Source organism: Mailhella massiliensis (assembly GCF_900155525.1).
Classification (GTDB): domain Bacteria; phylum Desulfobacterota; class Desulfovibrionia; order Desulfovibrionales; family Desulfovibrionaceae; genus Mailhella; species Mailhella massiliensis.
The window spans coordinates 44,757-62,168 of record NZ_LT706951.1; the positions used below are offsets into that span (position 1 = coordinate 44,757).

The 17,412-nt window shown below is 60.4% G+C and carries 15 protein-coding genes; 5 read left to right on the forward strand and 10 right to left on the reverse strand.

The window, feature by feature from the left end:
• Positions 1 to 350: 350 nt before the first annotated feature.
• Both CZ345_RS05580 and CZ345_RS05585 read right to left on the reverse strand, forming a co-directional pair.
• Positions 351 to 1,511 (reverse strand): CobW family GTP-binding protein, encoded by a 1,161-nt coding sequence (locus CZ345_RS05580; protein ID WP_077072204.1) that lies wholly within the window; start codon positions 1,509 to 1,511, stop codon positions 351 to 353.
• An 86-nt stretch (positions 1,512 to 1,597) separates the two neighbouring features.
• Positions 1,598 to 2,869 (reverse strand): GTP-binding protein, encoded by a 1,272-nt coding sequence (locus CZ345_RS05585; protein ID WP_077072205.1) that lies wholly within the window; start codon positions 2,867 to 2,869, stop codon positions 1,598 to 1,600.
• 326 nt (positions 2,870 to 3,195) lie between these two features.
• On the opposite strand from CZ345_RS05585, the gene CZ345_RS05590 reads away from it, so the two are divergent.
• Positions 3,196 to 3,522: a TSCPD domain-containing protein gene (locus CZ345_RS05590; RefSeq protein ID WP_077072206.1), complete on the forward strand. Its 327-nt coding sequence runs from the start codon at positions 3,196 to 3,198 to the stop codon at positions 3,520 to 3,522.
• Between the two features lie 147 nt (positions 3,523 to 3,669).
• Here the strand turns inward: CZ345_RS05590 and CZ345_RS05595 are convergent, their stop codons facing one another.
• Both CZ345_RS05595 and CZ345_RS05600 read right to left on the reverse strand, forming a co-directional pair.
• Positions 3,670 to 4,590 (reverse strand): patatin-like phospholipase family protein, encoded by a 921-nt coding sequence (locus CZ345_RS05595; RefSeq protein WP_077072207.1) that lies wholly within the window; start codon positions 4,588 to 4,590, stop codon positions 3,670 to 3,672.
• Positions 4,591 to 4,908: 318 nt separating this feature from the next.
• Positions 4,909 to 5,502 carry a flavodoxin gene (locus CZ345_RS05600; RefSeq protein WP_077072208.1) on the reverse strand — a complete coding sequence of 198 codons (594 nt, stop codon included), beginning with the start codon at positions 5,500 to 5,502 and terminating at the stop codon, positions 4,909 to 4,911.
• Between the two features lie 710 nt (positions 5,503 to 6,212).
• On the opposite strand from CZ345_RS05600, the gene ilvB reads away from it, so the two are divergent.
• The 4 genes from ilvB to ilvD all read left to right on the forward strand — a co-directional run bounded on the left by ilvB (position 6,213) and on the right by ilvD (position 11,181).
• The gene (gene ilvB, locus CZ345_RS05610; RefSeq protein ID WP_077072210.1) at positions 6,213 to 7,874 is read left to right on the forward strand and encodes a biosynthetic-type acetolactate synthase large subunit; all 1,662 of its coding nucleotides are present in this window, start codon (positions 6,213 to 6,215) and stop codon (positions 7,872 to 7,874) included.
• 12 nt (positions 7,875 to 7,886) lie between these two features.
• Positions 7,887 to 8,396, forward strand: coding sequence for an acetolactate synthase small subunit (ilvN, locus tag CZ345_RS05615; protein ID WP_077072211.1), 510 nt, complete (start codon positions 7,887 to 7,889; stop codon positions 8,394 to 8,396).
• A gap of 45 nt (positions 8,397 to 8,441) precedes the next feature.
• Entirely contained in the window at positions 8,442 to 9,434 is a 993-nt protein-coding gene (ilvC, locus tag CZ345_RS05620) for a ketol-acid reductoisomerase (RefSeq protein ID WP_204224260.1), read from the forward strand.
• A gap of 82 nt (positions 9,435 to 9,516) precedes the next feature.
• Positions 9,517 to 11,181, forward strand: coding sequence for a dihydroxy-acid dehydratase (gene ilvD, locus CZ345_RS05625; RefSeq protein WP_077072213.1), 1,665 nt, complete (start codon positions 9,517 to 9,519; stop codon positions 11,179 to 11,181).
• A 1,377-nt stretch (positions 11,182 to 12,558) separates the two neighbouring features.
• Here the strand turns inward: ilvD and CZ345_RS05630 are convergent.
• From CZ345_RS05630 to CZ345_RS05655, 6 genes are all read right to left on the reverse strand, one after another.
• Positions 12,559 to 13,536: an FAD:protein FMN transferase gene (locus CZ345_RS05630; RefSeq protein WP_077072214.1), complete on the reverse strand. Its 978-nt coding sequence runs from the start codon at positions 13,534 to 13,536 to the stop codon at positions 12,559 to 12,561.
• 46 nt (positions 13,537 to 13,582) lie between these two features.
• The gene (gene rnfB, locus CZ345_RS05635; protein WP_077072215.1) at positions 13,583 to 14,431 is read right to left on the reverse strand and encodes an RnfABCDGE type electron transport complex subunit B; all 849 of its coding nucleotides are present in this window, start codon (positions 14,429 to 14,431) and stop codon (positions 13,583 to 13,585) included.
• Positions 14,432 to 14,491: 60 nt separating this feature from the next.
• Positions 14,492 to 15,064 carry an electron transport complex protein RnfA gene (locus CZ345_RS05640; protein ID WP_077072216.1) on the reverse strand — a complete coding sequence of 191 codons (573 nt, stop codon included), beginning with the start codon at positions 15,062 to 15,064 and terminating at the stop codon, positions 14,492 to 14,494.
• Between the two features lie 68 nt (positions 15,065 to 15,132).
• Complete coding sequence (rsxE, locus tag CZ345_RS05645; RefSeq protein ID WP_077072217.1) at positions 15,133 to 15,810, reverse strand: electron transport complex subunit RsxE; 678 nt, start codon at positions 15,808 to 15,810, stop codon at positions 15,133 to 15,135.
• A 10-nt stretch (positions 15,811 to 15,820) separates the two neighbouring features.
• Positions 15,821 to 16,396 (reverse strand): RnfABCDGE type electron transport complex subunit G, encoded by a 576-nt coding sequence (rnfG, locus tag CZ345_RS05650; RefSeq protein WP_077072218.1) that lies wholly within the window; start codon positions 16,394 to 16,396, stop codon positions 15,821 to 15,823.
• Positions 16,393 to 17,388 carry an RnfABCDGE type electron transport complex subunit D gene (locus CZ345_RS05655; RefSeq protein ID WP_077072219.1) on the reverse strand — a complete coding sequence of 332 codons (996 nt, stop codon included), beginning with the start codon at positions 17,386 to 17,388 and terminating at the stop codon, positions 16,393 to 16,395. The genes rnfG and CZ345_RS05655 overlap by 4 nt, the downstream gene beginning before the upstream one ends.
• Positions 17,389 to 17,412 lie beyond the last annotated feature (24 nt).

A 17,412-nucleotide genomic window follows, 5' to 3' on the forward strand; every position in this document is an offset into this window, starting at 1 on the left:
ATGCCGGCGGGCAGGGCCGGGAAACCCTGAAAAAAGCCTCTGCCCCTGAAATTGAGGCCAGTGTAACACAAGAGGCATGGAGATAAAAGGGGAGCAGAGATATGTTTATGGAATGATCTTCGGGAATTTCGTACCGCTGGGCGGCGGAATGCTTTCAGGTTCCGGCAGGAGAAAGCACGGCTGCGGGGGAAGCCCGCTATGTTTTTACGGTGGCGGCAGGGATGGCGTCCCTGCTTCATGCAGAAAGCGTTCTGCACCGGAAGGGCTCCGGCGTCATCCGGCGCGGAGGATGCTGCGGCGAAGGCCCGCCCCGCGGCACAGGCCGACGGTGCGGGCGCAGGGGAACGGGGTCAGTCGGCGGCAAGACATGCGTCCAGGGCGGCGCAGACGGCCTCTCTGTCCATGTGCCTGCCGATGAAGACCAGTTTGATCATGCGGTCGCCGTAGCGCGCATCCCAGTTTCGGTCGAGTTCCGGGTTGGCGCGACGCGCCTCCTCCCGCTGCTGCGCCGGGGCCGTGGCCATCCAGCGGCCGAAGGGGGTGGCCACCGTCTGCCTGCCCGCCTGCTCGAACATGTAGGACATGGCCGGGTTTTCCCTGAACCAGAGGAGTCCCTTGCAGCGGATGACGTTTTCCGGCCAGCTCATTTCCACAAAGGAACTGAATTTTTCCTGATCGAAGGGGGCGCGACGGAAGTACACGAAGGTGGAAATACCGTATTCCTCGCCGTGGGAATGGCCTTCTTCGTGTTCGTGATGATGTTCATGAGGCGCGTGGTCGTGTTCTTCGTCGTGGCCGTCGTGGGCCTGGAGTGCGCGTATCCATCCGGCGGATTTTCCTGCCCGCGCGAAGTTGAAGCTGTGCGTGTCGAGGATGTCCTTTACCTGCACCCTGCCGTAATTGGTTTCCAGAATGCGGGCTTCCGGCTGGAGCTGGCGGATGACGGCGCGAAGCTCGTCAAGCTGTTCAGGGGCGACCTCGTCCACCTTGTTGAGCACCACGGTGGTGCAGAATTCCATCTGCTGGATGAGCAGGCTTTCCACATCGTCGTCATCGTTTTCCTGCAGGAGCTTCTGGCCGTTCAGAAATTCGTCGGCCATGCGCATGGCGTCCACCACGGTGACGATGGAATCGAGCCTGCATACCGTGGGCATGACTTCGCTGCCCAGAGTGATGGCCTGCGCTATGGGCATGGGTTCGCAGATGCCGCTGGCTTCGATGAGAATGTAGTCGAAACGGCAGGTGGCGATGAGATCGAGAATCTGCTGGAGGAGGTCTTCTTTAAGGGTGCAGCAGATGCAGCCGTTGGAAAGGGGGATGAGGCTGTCGTCCATTTCCACGTTGCCGCCTTTTTCGATGAGCGCGGCGTCGATGTTCACTTCGCCTATGTCGTTGACGATGACGGCGACCTTATAGCCTTCCTGATTGGAAAGAACATGATTGAGCAGCGTGGTCTTGCCCGCGCCGAGATAACCGGTGAGCAGCGTGATGGGAACGATGTTTCTGCGCATGGGAATGTGTTTCCGGCATGGCCGGTCTGAAGAGAGGCGGCAGAGCCGCAAAAAAGCGCGGCCGGTTTCCCGGCCGCGCGTGGAACCTATTTTTCGAGGCAGGTGTCCAGTGCGGCGCAGATGGCCGCCTTGTCCATGTGCTGACCTATGAACACCAGCTTCTGCATACGGTCGCCGTAGGTTTCATCCCATTCGGCGTCGAGCTGCTTGTCCACCCGGCGTTCGGCGGCCTGACGTTTGGCAGGAGCGGCGGCCACCCATTCTCCGTAGGGCGACGCGGTCATCTGGCGGCCAGCCTGTTCGTACAGGTAGGCGGTTTCGGGTTCATCCGCAAACCAGATGAGTCCCTTGCAGCGGATGACGCTGGAAGGCCAGGCATCGTTGACGAAGTCTTCGAACTTCTTCTGGCTGAAGGGCGCGCGGCGGAAATACACGAAGGTGGAAATACCGTATTCCTCGCCGTGCTCGTGCCCGTCGTGATGGTGATGGTGGCAGTGATGACCGTGGCCTTCTCCGTGCTCATGATGGTCGTGCCCGTGCTCATGATCATGGTGTCCGTCATGGTCATGGTGTTCATGGTCATGCACGCAGTGGCCGTGTTCATGATCGCATTGGGAATGATCTTCTTCTTCCGCAGGCGCGTCCGCCTCCAGAGCCTGCACCCAGCCGATGGAGGCGCAGGCGCGGTCGAAGTCGAAGCGGCCCGTATCGAGAATGGACTTCACGTCCACCTTGCCGTAGTTGGTTTCGATGATGTTCGCTTCGGGCTGAAGCTTGCGGATGACGGTCTTGAGCAGGCCGAGCTGATCTTCGGTGAGGCCGTCCACCTTGTTGAGGACGATGGTGGTGCAGAATTCTATCTGCTGGATGACCAGACTTGCGATATCCTCTTCTTCCAGATCCTCGTCCACCAGCTTCTGTCCGCCCAGGAATTCATCCACCATGCGCTGCGCGTCCACCACGGTGACGATGCCGTCGAGCCTGCATATCTTGGGCAGGGATTCGTCGCCGAGGCAGAGCGTCTGGGCAATGGGGAGAGGCTCGCAGATGCCGCTGGCTTCGATGAGAATGTAGTCGAATCTGCCGGATTCGATGAGGTTGAGCACCTGCTCCAGAAGATCGGTCTTGAGCGAGCAGCAGATGCAGCCGTTGGAAAGGGGCACGAGGCTGTCGTCCACTTCCACGGTTCCGCCTCGGGCGATGAGGCTGGCGTCGATATTCACTTCACCGATGTCGTTGACGATGACGGCGACCTTGTAGCCTTCCTGATTGGAAAGAACGTGGTTGAGCAGGGTGGTCTTGCCCGCGCCGAGGTAGCCGGACAGAACGGTAATGGGAACTATGCGTCTTTTTTTCATGAATAACCTTCCTGAAGGCGCGGATGCGCGTTGATGCCGGGGTGCGGCGGGCCCGGCGCGCGAACGGCGGCGGACCTTGGGGCCCCTTTCCGGCGCGGAGCCGGGAACTGAGTATGCGAAAGGGCCCGACCGGGAAAGGATAGGGCAAAATCGCGCGGCGTCAACCTCGGGTTTTACGAGATATGCCGGAAAAGAATTCCTGTACGAAGATATGCCGGGAAAAAGCGCGCAGGCCGGAGGGACGGCTCCGGGCAAAGCATGGATGCCGCCTTGCCAGAGCCGTGAGATTTTCGTAAGACACTGTTTTCCACAACGGGAGGATTTCCATGCAGTTTGTCTTCATACCGGAGCGCGTGTGCTCCAAAATGTACATGATAGAAGTGGACGAGAAAAGCCGCATCATCACCAGGTTCGACTTCAAGGGCGGCTGCCCGGGCAATCTCCAGGGCATAGGCCGTCTCATCCGCGGTATGCACATCGACGAAGTGATCAGCCGCTTTGAGAACATGCCCATCTGTCCTACCTCGAAGGTGTCGTCGTGCCCCGAGCAGATCCGCCGTGCGCTGCTGGATCTGCGCGCCAAGCTCGATACCGGCATGGTGCAGGAACAGCCCCGTTTCGGGCTGGAATCCTTCGCTTCCCTGAAGAAGTAAGGACTCCTTCTTATCCTGTCTTGAGGCCCCTCCGGGGGCCTTTTTCATGTCCTTTGCGGGGAAAGGTGGGGCTTTGGCTGCTCCGCTTCCCCGGGCGGGCATGTGCCGCCGCCCTGTCGGGAGAGGCGGCCGTTTTTGCAGAATATCCTACGCTTTCGTTCTCTGCAGGTAGTTTCTGAGCGCGGGCATGGCGTTTTTTGCGTCACGATAGCCCAGCCAGTACCATTCTCCCAGCTTTTCCAGATCGCTTTCCATGCGGCCTATGTCCATGAAGCGCGACGGGCTTAGGACGAACACGCGCCCTTCGCGCTGCAGGCGGGCGATGTCGTCGCAGAGACGGTTGTAGTCGGCGTTGCTTTCTGCAAGGGCCGCGGCAAGCTTCGGCCATTTCCTGCCGTAGATGAGATGGGCGAGCCTGCGCCCCGCCGAGGGGTTGCGGCGGTAATCGTCGGGCCGGGTTTTGATGACCACAATGTTGGAAAAGCCGTTTTCCAGCGCCCAGTGCAGGGGGATCTTGCAGGCGCAGCCTCCGTCGAGATAGGGGGCTCCTTCCATGTCCACCATCCGGGAAATGTAGGGCATGGTGGAAGAAGCCCGCGTGGCAAGCATGATGTCGGCGCAGACGCCTTTTTCGAAGTATTCCGCCTTTCCGGTACGGCAGTTGGTGGCCACGGCCACAAAGCGTCGTTCCGGGCTCATGAAGCGTTCCATATCCAGCGGGTCCAGCGTGCGGGAAAGTTCTCCGAACATGAAATCGAAGCCGAAGGGGCTGCGGTTTCTCAGAAACGCGCCGAAGCCGAAATAGCGCGGATCGTGCCGGAAACGCAGCGGGCTGCGTGCCGAGCGGCCTATCTGGCCGGAAACATAGCTTATGCCGTTGAGCGCACCTGCGGAAACGCCGATGGTGCACTGCAGATTGACGTCTTCTTCCATGAGCGCGTCCATCACGCCCACACTGTAGGTACCGCGGAGCGCGCCGCCTTCCAGAACAAGGCAGCCCGGTGTGACGATGGAGGATGCCCGCCCACGGGGCAGGCGGTCGAGGCCGGAGTATGTTTTTCTGTTCATTGCTGTCCCCGGAGCATGTCGCCCTGCGGCGGCACACTGCTTTTTCTGAGGATGGATTCCCCTGAAGCGGGCATGGTGCGGGTCGGCGGCGCGGCCATGACGGGGGGAAGAGAACAAGTATGCTACAAGAGGGCGGTCCTGTCGAGAATACGGAAGGAAGGGAATACGCCGCAGGTGTTCCGGCCCGGCGACGGAGGCGGCATACGGGAAAGTTCTGCACGAAAAGGGGCGGAAGCTTTCCGCCTCCGCCCCGGAGAGCTCGGCCGCCCCTTCCTGTGGTGCGCGGAGTCTCCCACGGGAAGGGGGAACGGCGAGATCTCAGGCGAGACCGGCTTCTTTCAGCCAGCGTTCCACAAGAACGGGGGAGGCGTCGCCCCCGCGCAGGGCGAGTCCGTTGCCCGTGCGTGCCCGGGGGCAGAGCGCGGCAAGATCCGAAGGCAGGTTCTGCCAGCCGCCACCACCGTGGGTGCAGAAGGGGAGTATGGTTTTGCCTGCCAGAGGCTGCGTATGCAGGAAGGTACGTACGGGGCCGGCCCAGGAACCCCACCAGTTGGGGGAACCGGCGAGAATGACGTCGTACCGCGACACATCGATATTGAGGGGCCGGACGGCAGGGAATACGCCCTCCTTCTGTTCCCTGCCGGCAAGGTCGACACAGGCGTTGTAGGAGGAAGGGTAGGGCGTGACGGGCTGGAGTTCCGCCATATCCGCGTTCAGTTTTTCCCGGATGACTCCGGCCAGAGCCCTGGTGTTGCCCGACCAGGAATAATAGACGATGAGGATGTTCCTCCCTTCGGCAGCCATGGCCGTGCGGGGGACAAGGGGGAAAATTGCGGCGACGGCCAGCGCGGACAGGGTCTTTTTAAGAAGAGAACGACGGGAGAGAGAAGAAAGAGGGAAGAATCGGGACATGACTGCCTCCAGGGTAAATGTTGCGGCCGTTCCTGCCGCATGGGAAAAAGGTAAGCCCGGACTTCTTGAGCATGAAGATATGTTCCTCTCTTTTTTTTGCCTGTTGCTGCCAGAGACGATGTTTTCGGTGCACACGCTCCCTGCCGCGGGAATTTCCGGGGCACGGCTTCTTTTCTGTAAGGATGAGAGGGCGTGGAAGGGGCTGAACGCGCCGTGCCGGACAGGAAAGAGAATGCCGGGGCGTGCTGCGGCGTTTTTCGCAGCATGTTCCGGCGGAAAAGCGCGTTACGGCGGCATTTTTTCCTGTGGAATGAAGAATACGCATCCGGTGAGGAAAAAGACGGTGAAAAGTACCGGAAGGCTCTGCCGGGCATGGTCTGGGGGCCTTTTTCCCGGGAAAAAGGAGCCTTCAGGAACGATGCAGCGCGTCTCTGATGTGTTTTTGTGCCGCCGCTTTTTGCTTTTGCCGAAAATGTGAAAAAAATAGCTTGGTTTTTCGCCCGGTTATTTTTGCAGTCCTCACTTGACAAGACAAGAAAAAGCAGTCCAGTATTATTCTACGATTTATGCCTGTCACCGGTATAAGCGGGCCGCACGAGAGCCTGCGCCGTTAGGGAGGGAAAGAGCCTCCCGGCAGGGCGTAACGTGCGACTGGGGGAGGTCCGCCTTTTCGCGGATCAGCATGGTTTCAGCCCATAAGGATGAAGAATATGAAACTGACCGGTTCGGAAATTTTTTGTGAAGTGCTGGTGGAGCAGGGCGTTGATACGCTGTTCGGCTATCCCGGCGGCGCTGTTTTGAATCTGTACGACGCTTTGTATAAATACCAGGATCGTATCCGTCATGTCATTACCGCTCACGAACAGGGCGCCGCTCATGCGGCCGATGGCTACGCCCGTGCTACCGGCCGCACCGGCGTCGTTCTGGTAACCAGCGGCCCCGGCGCGACCAACCTTGTTACCGGCATCGCCACCGCCTATATGGACAGCGTGCCCATGGTGGCCATTACCGGCAACGTCCCCACGCCCCTCATCGGTCAGGACAGCTTCCAGGAAGTGTACATTGCGGGCATCACCATGCCCATCACCAAGCACAACTTCGTGGTGGACAGGGTGGAGGATCTGGCCGACATCCTGCGTGAAGCCTTCCGCATTGCCCAGACGGGCCGCAAGGGCCCCGTGCTGGTGGACATTCCCAAGGACATGACCGCCGCTCTGGCCGAATTTGAACCTGCCGCCCCGGTGAAGGACGGCTATGTCACCGAAGTCGACATGGCCGCCGTGGACAGGGCCGCCGAAATCATCAACGCCGCCCAGCGCCCCGCCATCTACTACGGCGGCGGCGTCATCGCCTCCGGCGCGGGCGCGGAGCTTGCCGCCCTCATGAAAAAGGCCTGTATGCCCGGCGCGTACACCCTCATGGCTGCGGGGGCCGTGGACAGCAACGATCCGCTCAACCTCGGCATGGTGGGTATGCACGGCTGCCGTACCAGCAACTTCGCTCTCGACAATGCGGATGTGATGGTGGCCGTGGGAACCCGCTTCAGCGACCGCGTGGCTCTCGCTCCCGATGAATTCGGCCGCCGTGCCAAGCTGATACAGATCGACATCGACCCCAGCGAAGTGAACAAGAACGTGGGGGTGGACGTGAGCCTCGTGGGCGACGTGAAGGACATCATCTGCGCCCTTCTGCCCAAGATCAATCAGTCCTGCCGCGACGAATGGCTGACGCAGATCGCCGAATGGAAGCAGGAGGACTATTATCCTGAGGACAGCGATACCGTGCTGAAGCCTCATCAGGTGGTCCGCAAGGTGAATGAGATGGCCGGCGACGACGCCATCTACGTCACCGACGTGGGCCAGCATCAGATGTGGGCCGCCCAGTATCTGCATCACGTCAAGCCCCGTCATTTCCTGACGAGCGGCGGCCTCGGTACCATGGGCTTCGGTTACGGCGCCGCCATCGGCGCGAAGATCGCCGTGCCCGACAAGCCCGTGGTGCATTTCACGGGCGACGGTTCCTTCCATATGAACATGAACGAAGCGTGCACGGCCGTGAGCTTCGGCCTGCCCGTAATCACCGTCATTCTGGACAACCATGTTCTCGGCATGGTGCGTCAGTGGCAGACCAGCTTCTACGGCAGGCGCTATTCCTGCACCGACCTCGACCGCCGCACCGATTATGTGAAGGTCATCGAGGGCTTCGGCGGCAGGGGATTCCACTGCGAAAGCCTGGCCGAGCTGGAAAAGGCCATGGCGGAAGCCCTGAAGAGCGACGTGCCCGTGTGGATTCACTGCGTTATCGACAGGGATGAAAAGGTGCTTCCCATGATTCCCGGCGGCTGCACCTGCGACTCCATCATCATGGAATAGAAGGGGGAGAAAATGACGAAACATGTGCTTTCCATCGTGGTGGACAACAACGCCAACGTCATGGCCCGCGTGTCCTCCCTTTTCGCACGCCGCCGCTTCAACATGACCAGCGTCACGGCCGCCCAGACCAGCGATCCTTCCGTTTCCATCATCACCATTGTGACGGAAGGCGACTCTCATATCCTTGATCAGATTCTGAAGCAGACGCTCAAGATGGAAGAGGTGAAGTCCGTCACCATTCTTCCCCGCAACGAGAGCCTGCTGTGCGAAACCATCATGCTGCGTCTTGCCTTCGGGGAATCCAACATTTCCCGCATTAAAGATATAGTTGAGGTTTACCGGGCCAGAATTATTGACCTCACCTCGAGTAGCATGGTAGTACAGCTGACCGGAAAGCCTTCCAAAATCGAAGGCTTCATGGAAGTCATGTCGCCCTATCAGATCCTGGAAATGTGCCGGTCCGGCATTATCGGTATGCCGAGAGGATCACAGAGTGATTGGTGGAAAAGCAGCCAGGAATAGGCTGCTTCAACAGAAGATATTCATTGAAACGGAGAAATTATCATGATCAAGAAGTACTATGATGCAGACTGCAACCTTGGTATGCTCGACGGTAAGACGGTCGCCATCATCGGTTACGGCAGCCAGGGCCACGCCCATGCCCAGAACCTGCATGAAAGCGGCGTGAACGTCGTTGTCGGCCTGCGCAAGGGCAGCGCCAGCTGGGCCAAGGCCGAAGCCGCCGGTCTGAACGTCATGGAAGTGGAAGCCGCCGCCAAGGCCGGTGACGTGGTGATGATGCTCGTGCCCGACGAAGTCGCCGCCGACATCTACAACAGCCAGGTCGCTCCCAACATGAAGGAAGGCGACGTGCTCTGCTTCGCGCACGGCTTCAACATCCACTTCGGCTTCGTGAAGCCCGCCGCCAACATCGACGTGATCATGATCGCCCCCAAGGGCCCCGGCCACACCGTGCGCAGCCAGTACCTGGAAGGCAAGGGCGTGCCCAGCCTCATCGCCATTGCTCAGGACTACAGCGGCCGTGCCAAGGACTATGCTCTGGCCTATGCCGCCGGTATCGGCGCCGGTCGTGCGGGCATCCTCGAAACCACCTATCGTGAAGAAACCGAAACCGACCTCTTCGGCGAACAGGCCGTGCTCTGCGGCGGCGTGACCGAACTCATGAAGGCCGGTTTCGAAACCCTCGTGGAAGCCGGCTACGCTCCCGAAATGGCCTACTTTGAAACCATCCACGAAATGAAGCTCATCGTCGACCTCATCAACAACGGCGGCTTCGGCTTCATGCGCTACTCCATCTCCAACACTGCCGAATACGGCGACTACCGTACCGGCAAGCGCCTCATCACCGAAGAAACCCGCAAGGAAATGAAGAAGGTTCTTCGCGAAATCCAGGACGGCACCTTCGCTTCCGAGTTCATGCAGGAATTCTCCGCCGGCCGCAAGGGCAAGTTCCTTGCCACCCGCCGCATGGAATCCGAACATCAGCTGGAAAAGGTCGGCGCCGAACTGCGTCAGATGATGAGCTGGCTCAAGAAGTAGGCCCGCTTTGCAAGATTCGCCGGGTGGTCCCCGCCGCCCGGCGATTTTCTGTCTTTTCAGGGGAACAGAGGAGAGAGGTTTCATGAAACTTCGCAGTGCGAATGTCACGCAGGGCGTGGAACGCGCGCCCAACCGCAGCCTGTTCTATGCCATGGGCTATACCAAGGAAGAACTCGATCGTCCGCTGGTCGGCGTGATCAGCGCCCACAGTGAGATCGTGCCCGGACACGCCCATCTGGACAAGATTGCCGAAGCCGTGAAGGCCGGTGTGCGTATGGCCGGCGGTACCCCCATACTCATTCCCGCCATCGGCGTGTGTGACGGCATCGCCATGGGGCATATCGGCATGAAGTATTCGCTGGCCAGCCGCGAACTCATCGCCGACAGCGTGGAAACCATGGCCATGGCCCATCAGCTGGATGCCCTGGTGCTGGTGCCCAACTGCGACAAGATCGTGCCCGGTATGCTCATGGGCGCGCTCCGGCTGAACATTCCTTCCGTGGTGTGCAGCGGCGGCCCCATGATGGCCGGTGTGTACGACGGCGAAGAAGTGAGCCTTTCCAAGATGTTCGAGGCCGTGGGCGCCCGCAAGATCGGCCTTATCGACGATGAGAAGCTTGAAGAGTGCGAAACCGGCGTGTGCCCCGGCTGCGGAAGCTGCGCTGGCATGTACACCGCAAATTCCATGAACTGCCTGTGCGAGGCCGTGGGCATAGCGCTGCCCGGCAACGGCACCATTCCCGCCGTACATGCCCGCCGTATGCAGCTGGCCAAACATGCCGGCATGGCCGTCATGGAACTTTTGAAGCGCGACATCAAGCCCCGCGACATCGTCAACGAAAAGTCCATCCGCAACGCCCTGGCCTGCGACATGGCCCTCGGCTGCAGCACCAATACCGTGCTTCACCTCCTGGCCATTGCCCATGAAGCGGGCGTGGCCTTCGACCTTGCGCTGTTCAACGAAGTGAGCGCGCAGGTTCCCAACCTCTGCCATCTCGCTCCCGCAGGCCCCACCCACATGCAGGATCTGTATGCGGCGGGCGGCATTGCCGCGGTGCAGGCCGAACTTGCCAGGGGCGGCTACATCGACACCAGCCTCATCACCGCCACCGGCAAGACCCTTGCGGAAAACATCAAGGGCGCGGTCATCAAGAATACCGGCGCCATACGTCCTCTTTCCGATCCGTACAGCCCTACGGGCGGTCTTCAGATTCTCTGGGGCAACATCGCTCCCGACGGCTGCGTGGTGAAGCGCAGCGCCGTGGCTCCCGAAATGCTTACGCACAGCGGCCCCGCCCGTGTGTTCGACAGTGAAGACGACGCCATCAAGGCCATCTACAACGGGGAAATCCGCGAAGGCGACGTGGTGGTCATCCGCTACGAAGGCCCCAAGGGCGGCCCGGGTATGCGTGAAATGCTCAATCCCACCAGCGCTCTTGCCGGTATGAAGCTCGACAGAACCGTGGCCCTCATTACCGACGGCCGCTTCAGCGGCGCAAGCCGCGGCGCCTCCATCGGCCACGTTTCTCCCGAAGCCGCCGAAGGCGGTCCCATCGGGCTGATTCAGGAAGGCGATATCATCCGTATCGATATCCCGAACGCCAGCATCAATGTGGAAGTGAGCGAAGAAGAACTCGCCCGCAGAAAGGCGGCCTTCACTCCCCGTGAACCCAACATCAAGACCGGGTGGCTTGCCCGGTATGCCCGACTCGTAAGCAGCGCCAATACCGGCGCCGTGTTGAAATAGCAAAGGGAGGTGGTCGCCGCCTGATGAAGCGGCTCCCTGTTCCTTCGCGCAGCCTCCATGATTCCGTTTCCGGGCGGTCCGGGAACGGTCCCTCACTCAGGGGGGCATGAATTCCGTCTTTTCTGTTTTTCTCTTCAGGCGGTCTGAAGGGAATCCCTCAGGCAGGAGAGTGGAAAAGCGCACGGTATGAAGTTGTGGCTTTGCGTATGGGCGGTCCATGCGTATCCCTCACTCCACGGCAATCATACACCGGAGCATGATGGCGTATCCGATCTGTTCTTCGGAACAATCCCTCGTTCGGAAGCGCATACGGGGCAGCAAAAAAGTCGACGACTCTCCTCCAGGGTATTTTTAGAGGCATTCCTTCCGCGTGTCCTGTGCGGAAGAGCCCAGTCTCCGGCCGATGCAGAATATCCGCCGGGGAAAGAACCGGGCTGCTTCATGTCGAAACCTTCGGCATGAGGCAGTCCGATTTTTTATGCCGTACCTTGAGGCGCAGAAGAGCGGGGAAAGAAAAACGCCTGCACCTCTCGGATGCAAGAGGTCATCGGCCGCCTTCCGATTGCACCCGGCGGGATGCCCCGCTGCAAGGCATTCCGTAAAAGGGAAGGGCGCGGCATTTCTTTCAGAGGCGGACGGCTTTCCTGCCTTACGCGGATATTTTTTCCCAGTGTCGGAAAAGGCGGCGGAACAAGGCAGGCAAAAGCCTGCTTTCCCTCCTTTCGTTCACAGAAAAAGAGGCCGGAGAAAAGGAAGGCGCAGCGGAAGGCCGTGGCAGGAAGGGCGATATTCTTCCAGAGGAAAAGAGCTGCGGCCGAACCTGCCGGGAAGGAAACGGTGCATCAGGCATGGACTGTTCCGTATTTTGCATAGGGAAACTTACCGCACGGCTGGTCGTTTCCTCGTCAGCCTCAGGCTTTTGCATCAGCTGTGCAAGAACAGGCCCATGCACGATCCGGTATCTTCCTGCAGTTACCGGCGCTTCACAAGCGGGCTTCCGATGCACGAAAGGCGAAATCGCTCTCCGGTGTTGTTCCCGGCAGCGAGGGAGGCCTCATGTCCCGGCAAGCGTTGTTTTGCCTGCCGCAGTCACAGGGAAAAGTCGCTGACAAAGCATTTCTCTGCCATGGCTGGAGTTCTCTTTGCGGGCGTTTCATGCCAGAACCGTTTCTTTTCCCATAGCTGCCGCATGTCCCGATTTTCGTCACCTGCGAGAATCGTTTCTTTTGTCCCTGGCACGGCTGCCGGACAACCGCTTTTCAGAAATGCAAAGGATGGTCTCAACCTTTTCGGCAATTCCGGCCGGAATGGGGTGAAAAAAAAGCCCCCCGCTTCTTGAGAGGCGGGGAGCTGCATCGTCATGAAAGCCGGGCAATATCAGCCCCAGCGGCTGGATTTTTGTATGCCTCCGCCCGGAAGCGTGATGAGGCATGCGGCATCCGTCATGTTTTCCACTACATCCACGGGACGGGAAAGAACACACAGAGCGGTGGCCAGCGCGTCCGCCTCCATGGCGGAGGAGGCGACGACGCTTGCTCCCGGAAGCGTGGAGCAGCGGCCCGTGGCGGGATTCAGGATATGGTTGGTCTTTTTTTCGGCGTCGAGAATGTTCTCGTAGATGCCGGAAGTCGCCATGGCCTCGTCATGCAGGCTGCGTACGGCGGGATAGTCGCTTTTTCCCTGATATTTTTCCGGGTTTTCCACCGCCACGCGCCAGGGACGCCCCGCCTTGCTTCCCCGTGCCACGATGTCGCCGCCCGCATTGATGAGAAAGTTCTTCACGCCCGAGGCGAGCAGCGCGCGTGCGCCTTCATCGGCAATGTATCCTTTGGCGATGCCGTCGAGACTCATTTTCATGCCGCTTCTCAGAAAACGCAGCGCTTTTCCCGAGCTCTGGACATGTTCCATGCCGATAAGCTCGGCGGCCTCCGCCGCTTCCCTGCGGTCAAGCGCAGCGCCCGCCTTTCGCTCCATTATTTCCAGAAGGGAAAGAATGGTGGGGTCGAAGGCGCCGCCTGTGGTGCGGTGCATGAGGGAAGCGGCGTTTGCCACATGCAGAAGTTCCTGCGGTGCGTCGCGCAGAATACCCGCCGAGTTGAGCTGTCCCAGAGGGGAGGCGCTGTCGAAACGGGTGAGCGTCGCTTCCAGATCCGTCATGCGGGAGAATGCCCCGGCCATGGCTTCTGCGGCATGGTTTTCGGATACGCCGAAAGTATGGATGGTCACAAACGTGCCCATCATGAGGCGCGTTTCCGTAAGGGGAGCGGCAGCGGCCAGAGCGGAAAGGGGGCGGGGCAGGGCGGACATGGCTGCGGCAGCAGCCATGGCTTTGAGAAGAAAACGGCGGGTAAGCATGGGTACCTCGTGAAAGGGCGGCGTTACGGGTGCGGCGGTGAAGATGCTAGACGGCTTTCGGCGTCTCTTCCTCCGAAGAGGAGCAGAGCGCTCCGGGGCGCAGGCGCAGAATGCCGCGAGGGCAGGCTTTGGCGCAGGCCTGACCGCAGGATTCGCCGTATTCCAGGCAGAGCTTGTGGTTGATCTGAATGCGGTCGTTTTCCATACTGACGGCTTTGGCCGGGCAGGTCTTGACGCATTTGCCGCAGTGTATGCAGCCGACCTTGCATACATCCATGACGGCTTTCAGCTTGTCCTGCGTGGAGCAGGTGATGGCTACGCGCGCCCTTTTGGGAATGAGCTGAAGCACGTTTCTCGGGCATACCTTTTCGCATTTGCCGCAGCCCACGCACATCTGTTCGTTGACGATGACGGTGTAGTTTTCGATGCGCAGGCCTTCGGTGAGGCATACCTTCACGCAGTCGCCGAAGCCGAGGCAGGAGAAGCCGCACTGGTCGGAACCGTGATGCAGGGCGGCTGCGGCCGCACAGGAGGGAATGCCCTTGTAGTCGAAGCGCTGGGCCACCTGCCCTGCGTTCTTGTCGCAGCGGCGATAGGCGCACAGAGGTTCCACTTCCGTGGTGATTTTGCCGGTGAGCGTGCCTATGGCCGAGGCAACCTTCGCCCCGCCCACCACGCAGAGATTGGGCGGAATGGAGGGATCGTTGACCACGGCGTTGGCATAGCCTTCACAACCGGCGTAGCCGCAGCCCCCGCAGTTGGCGCCGGGCAGGGTGCCGGTGACTTTTTCCACCCTGGGATCTTCATGGACGGCGAACACACGGGAAGCGACGGAAAGCATGGCGGCAGCGGCAAAGCCGAGCCCGGTAAGCGTGAGTATGGAAGAAACGACCATAGCGACGTCCTTATGCTGGCAATGGAGGGAAGAGGGCCTGTGCCTCGGCGGGAGAAACGCCTAGACCATGCCCTTGAAGGCCATGAAGGAAAGGGACATGATTCCTGCCATGATGAGCGCGATGGGCGTGCCCGCCATGGCCTTGGGCACACGGCAGGTCTCCAGACGTTCGCGTACGCCGGCCATGAGCAGAAGGGCGAGCAGAAAACCCGCGCCCGTGGCGAAGGCGTAGAGAAGCGCCTCCACGAGATCGTACCGTTCTCTCTGTACCAGAAGCGTGACGCCGAGAACGCAGCAGTTCGTGGTGATGAGCGGCAGGAATATGCCCAGCGAGGCGTAGAGGGGAGGAATGGCCTTTTTGAGGAACATTTCCACGAACTGCACCAGCGAGGCGATGATGAGGATGAAGACCAGCGTCTGGAGATATTCCAGACCGGTGGGAATGAGGATGTATTTCTGCACCAGCCATGTGCACAGCGTGGCCATGACGGTGACGAAGATGACGGATGTGCCCATGCCGAGGGCCACGCCCTTTTCCTTGGAGCAGCCGAGGTAGGGGCAGTTGCCGAGGTTCTGGGCCAGAACGATGTTGTTGACGAATATGGCGGAAATAAAAACTTCAAAGACGCTCATCCGCGGTCTCCTTCTCTTCTGCGCGGCCGTTTTTTGTCCCATCGGGACGCGGACGGCTCATCGTGGGTTCAGTCCTTCTTGCCGATGGAGCAGGCGCGGCATCCGCCGCAGGGCGAGGCGGATTCTTCCGAGCCTTCGCGGTTACGCTTCATGAGCTGGCGGCGTGTGCCGTAGTTCATGGCCGCGAGGGTAAGCCCCAGACAGAGGAAGGCGCCGGGAGCTTCCACCATGATGGTGAAGGGCTGGAAGCCTTCCCACATGACGGGATGGCCGAACCAGGTTCCGGCTCCCAGAATTTCACGGATGGAGCCGAGGAAGGTGAGCGACATGGTGAAGCCGAGCCCCATGCCCAGCCCGTCGGCGATGGCGAGGTGAACCGGGTTCTTGGCGGCAAAGGCTTCCGCTCGGCCGAGAATGATGCAGTTCACCACGATGAGCGGCACGAAGATGCCGAGCTGGAGATAGAGCGGGTAGGCGTAGGCCTGCATGAGCAGTTCCACGGCCACCACCAGCGTGGCGGAAATGGTGATGAAGCAGGCGATGCGCACCTTGGAGGGAATGATGTTCCGCACCAGGGAAATGAGCATGTTGGAAAGGGTGAGCACGAAGAGCACGGCCATGCCCATGCCTATGCCGTTGGATGCGCTCTTGGTGACGGCGAGAACGGGGCACAGCCCCAGAAGCAGCCGGAAGGGAGGCAGCTCTTTCCACAGACCCTTGGTCAGTTCCTGAATGAATTGATTCATGGCGGCCCCGTTATTTCCACGTCTCCAGAAGGAGCGGCTTGAGTTCCTGATAGACATCCACGGCCTTGGCCACGGCGCCGATGACGCCGTTGGAGGATACCGTTGCGCCGGAAATGGCGTCGATTTCTCCGCCCTGGCTTCTCAGCTTGACGGGGAGAGCCTTGCCGGGGAACTGCTTGAGGAAGGAGGGTTCCTTGACGCGGGTGCCCACGCCTGCGGTTTCCTTCATGCTGGTGATGCCTATGCCTGCCAGAGTGTCTTCCTGAATGCGGAAGCCGACCACCACGCCGAGATCGCCGCCGTAGCCGCTGCCGAACTGTTCCACGGCCACGCCGGTGAGCTTTCCGCCCTCCATGCAGGGAAAGACGTTGACTCTGCGGCCGTCGGCCAGGGTGAAGCTCTTGCGGTCTTCAATGGGGGAGTTCTCGGCATTCTTGAAGACTTCGAGAATGGCGGGCCCCTGTACGAAGGTGAGGGCCTGGCTTTCAATCAGCGGGGCCGTGGTCATTTTCAGGTAGGAGAGGCAGAAGCCTGCCATACCGCACAGCACCGACAGCACAACGATCATTTGAAGGATGCTTTTCATGCGCGGGTCCTCCGGTCGGTCGAGCCTGCCTTCCGCGGCCTGGTCCCGAAGGGATGCGACCTTATGAGGGCAAACATGGGGGCGAGCAGATTGATGAGCATGACGGCGAAGGGCGCGCCGTCGGTATAGCTGCCGAAGGCACGGATGAGCACCACGAGTATGCCGCCCGTCAGACCGTAGAGCAGCATGGGCAGGCGGCGGTGCGGCGAGCAGGAATCTTCCGTGGCGAGGAAGAAGGCGGCGAGCACGGTGGAACCGGTGCCCATGTGGAAGAAGGGGCCGGCATAGAGCGTGCCGTCCGCAAGGTGGAGGCATGTGGCGGCAAGGAAGGTGCCTCCCAGGAAGGAGAGCGCGATTTCCCAGCGGATGACGCCGCGGAGCGCCAGATAGATGCCGCCGAAAAGCAGTGCGCCGACCTGCGAGGAGCCGAGGCCGCCGAGCTGGTTTCCAAGCAGAAGATCGAAGACGGAAACGTCCGCCGCAGCTTCCGCCCCGAAGTACTTCAGTCTGAGAAGCGGGTCGATGAGGGTGGCCTGAAGCTGGGAGGCCGTGGGGTCCATGAGGGAGGGGAAGGAAACGAAGATCATGGCCCAGCCCACGAGCGTGGCGTTGACCTGATTGGCTCCGTAGCCGCCGAAGGCCATGCGTCCTATGCCCATGGCGCAGGCGGCGCCGATGACCACGAGCCACCACGGCGCGGAAGCGGGCAGAAGGAAGGCGAGCAGAAGGCCGGTGATGGCGGCGGTGCCGTTGTCCTGACTCAGCTTCTGCTTCATGAGAATCTGGCAGACGGCCTCCGTGCCCATGGCCGCAAGCACGGCCAGAGCCATGACGCGCGCTGCGGGAAGCCCCCATTGCATGAGGCTCATGATGACGGCGGGAGTCAGGGCGAGGAGGGTGTGGAAGCTGTTTCTGCGTATGGTGCGCCCGCAGTGCCAGAAGGGGGGCGTACTGATGGCAAGGAGAATATCGTTGTTGCTGGAAGTGCTCATGGCTTTTCTCGCTGATATGCTCGC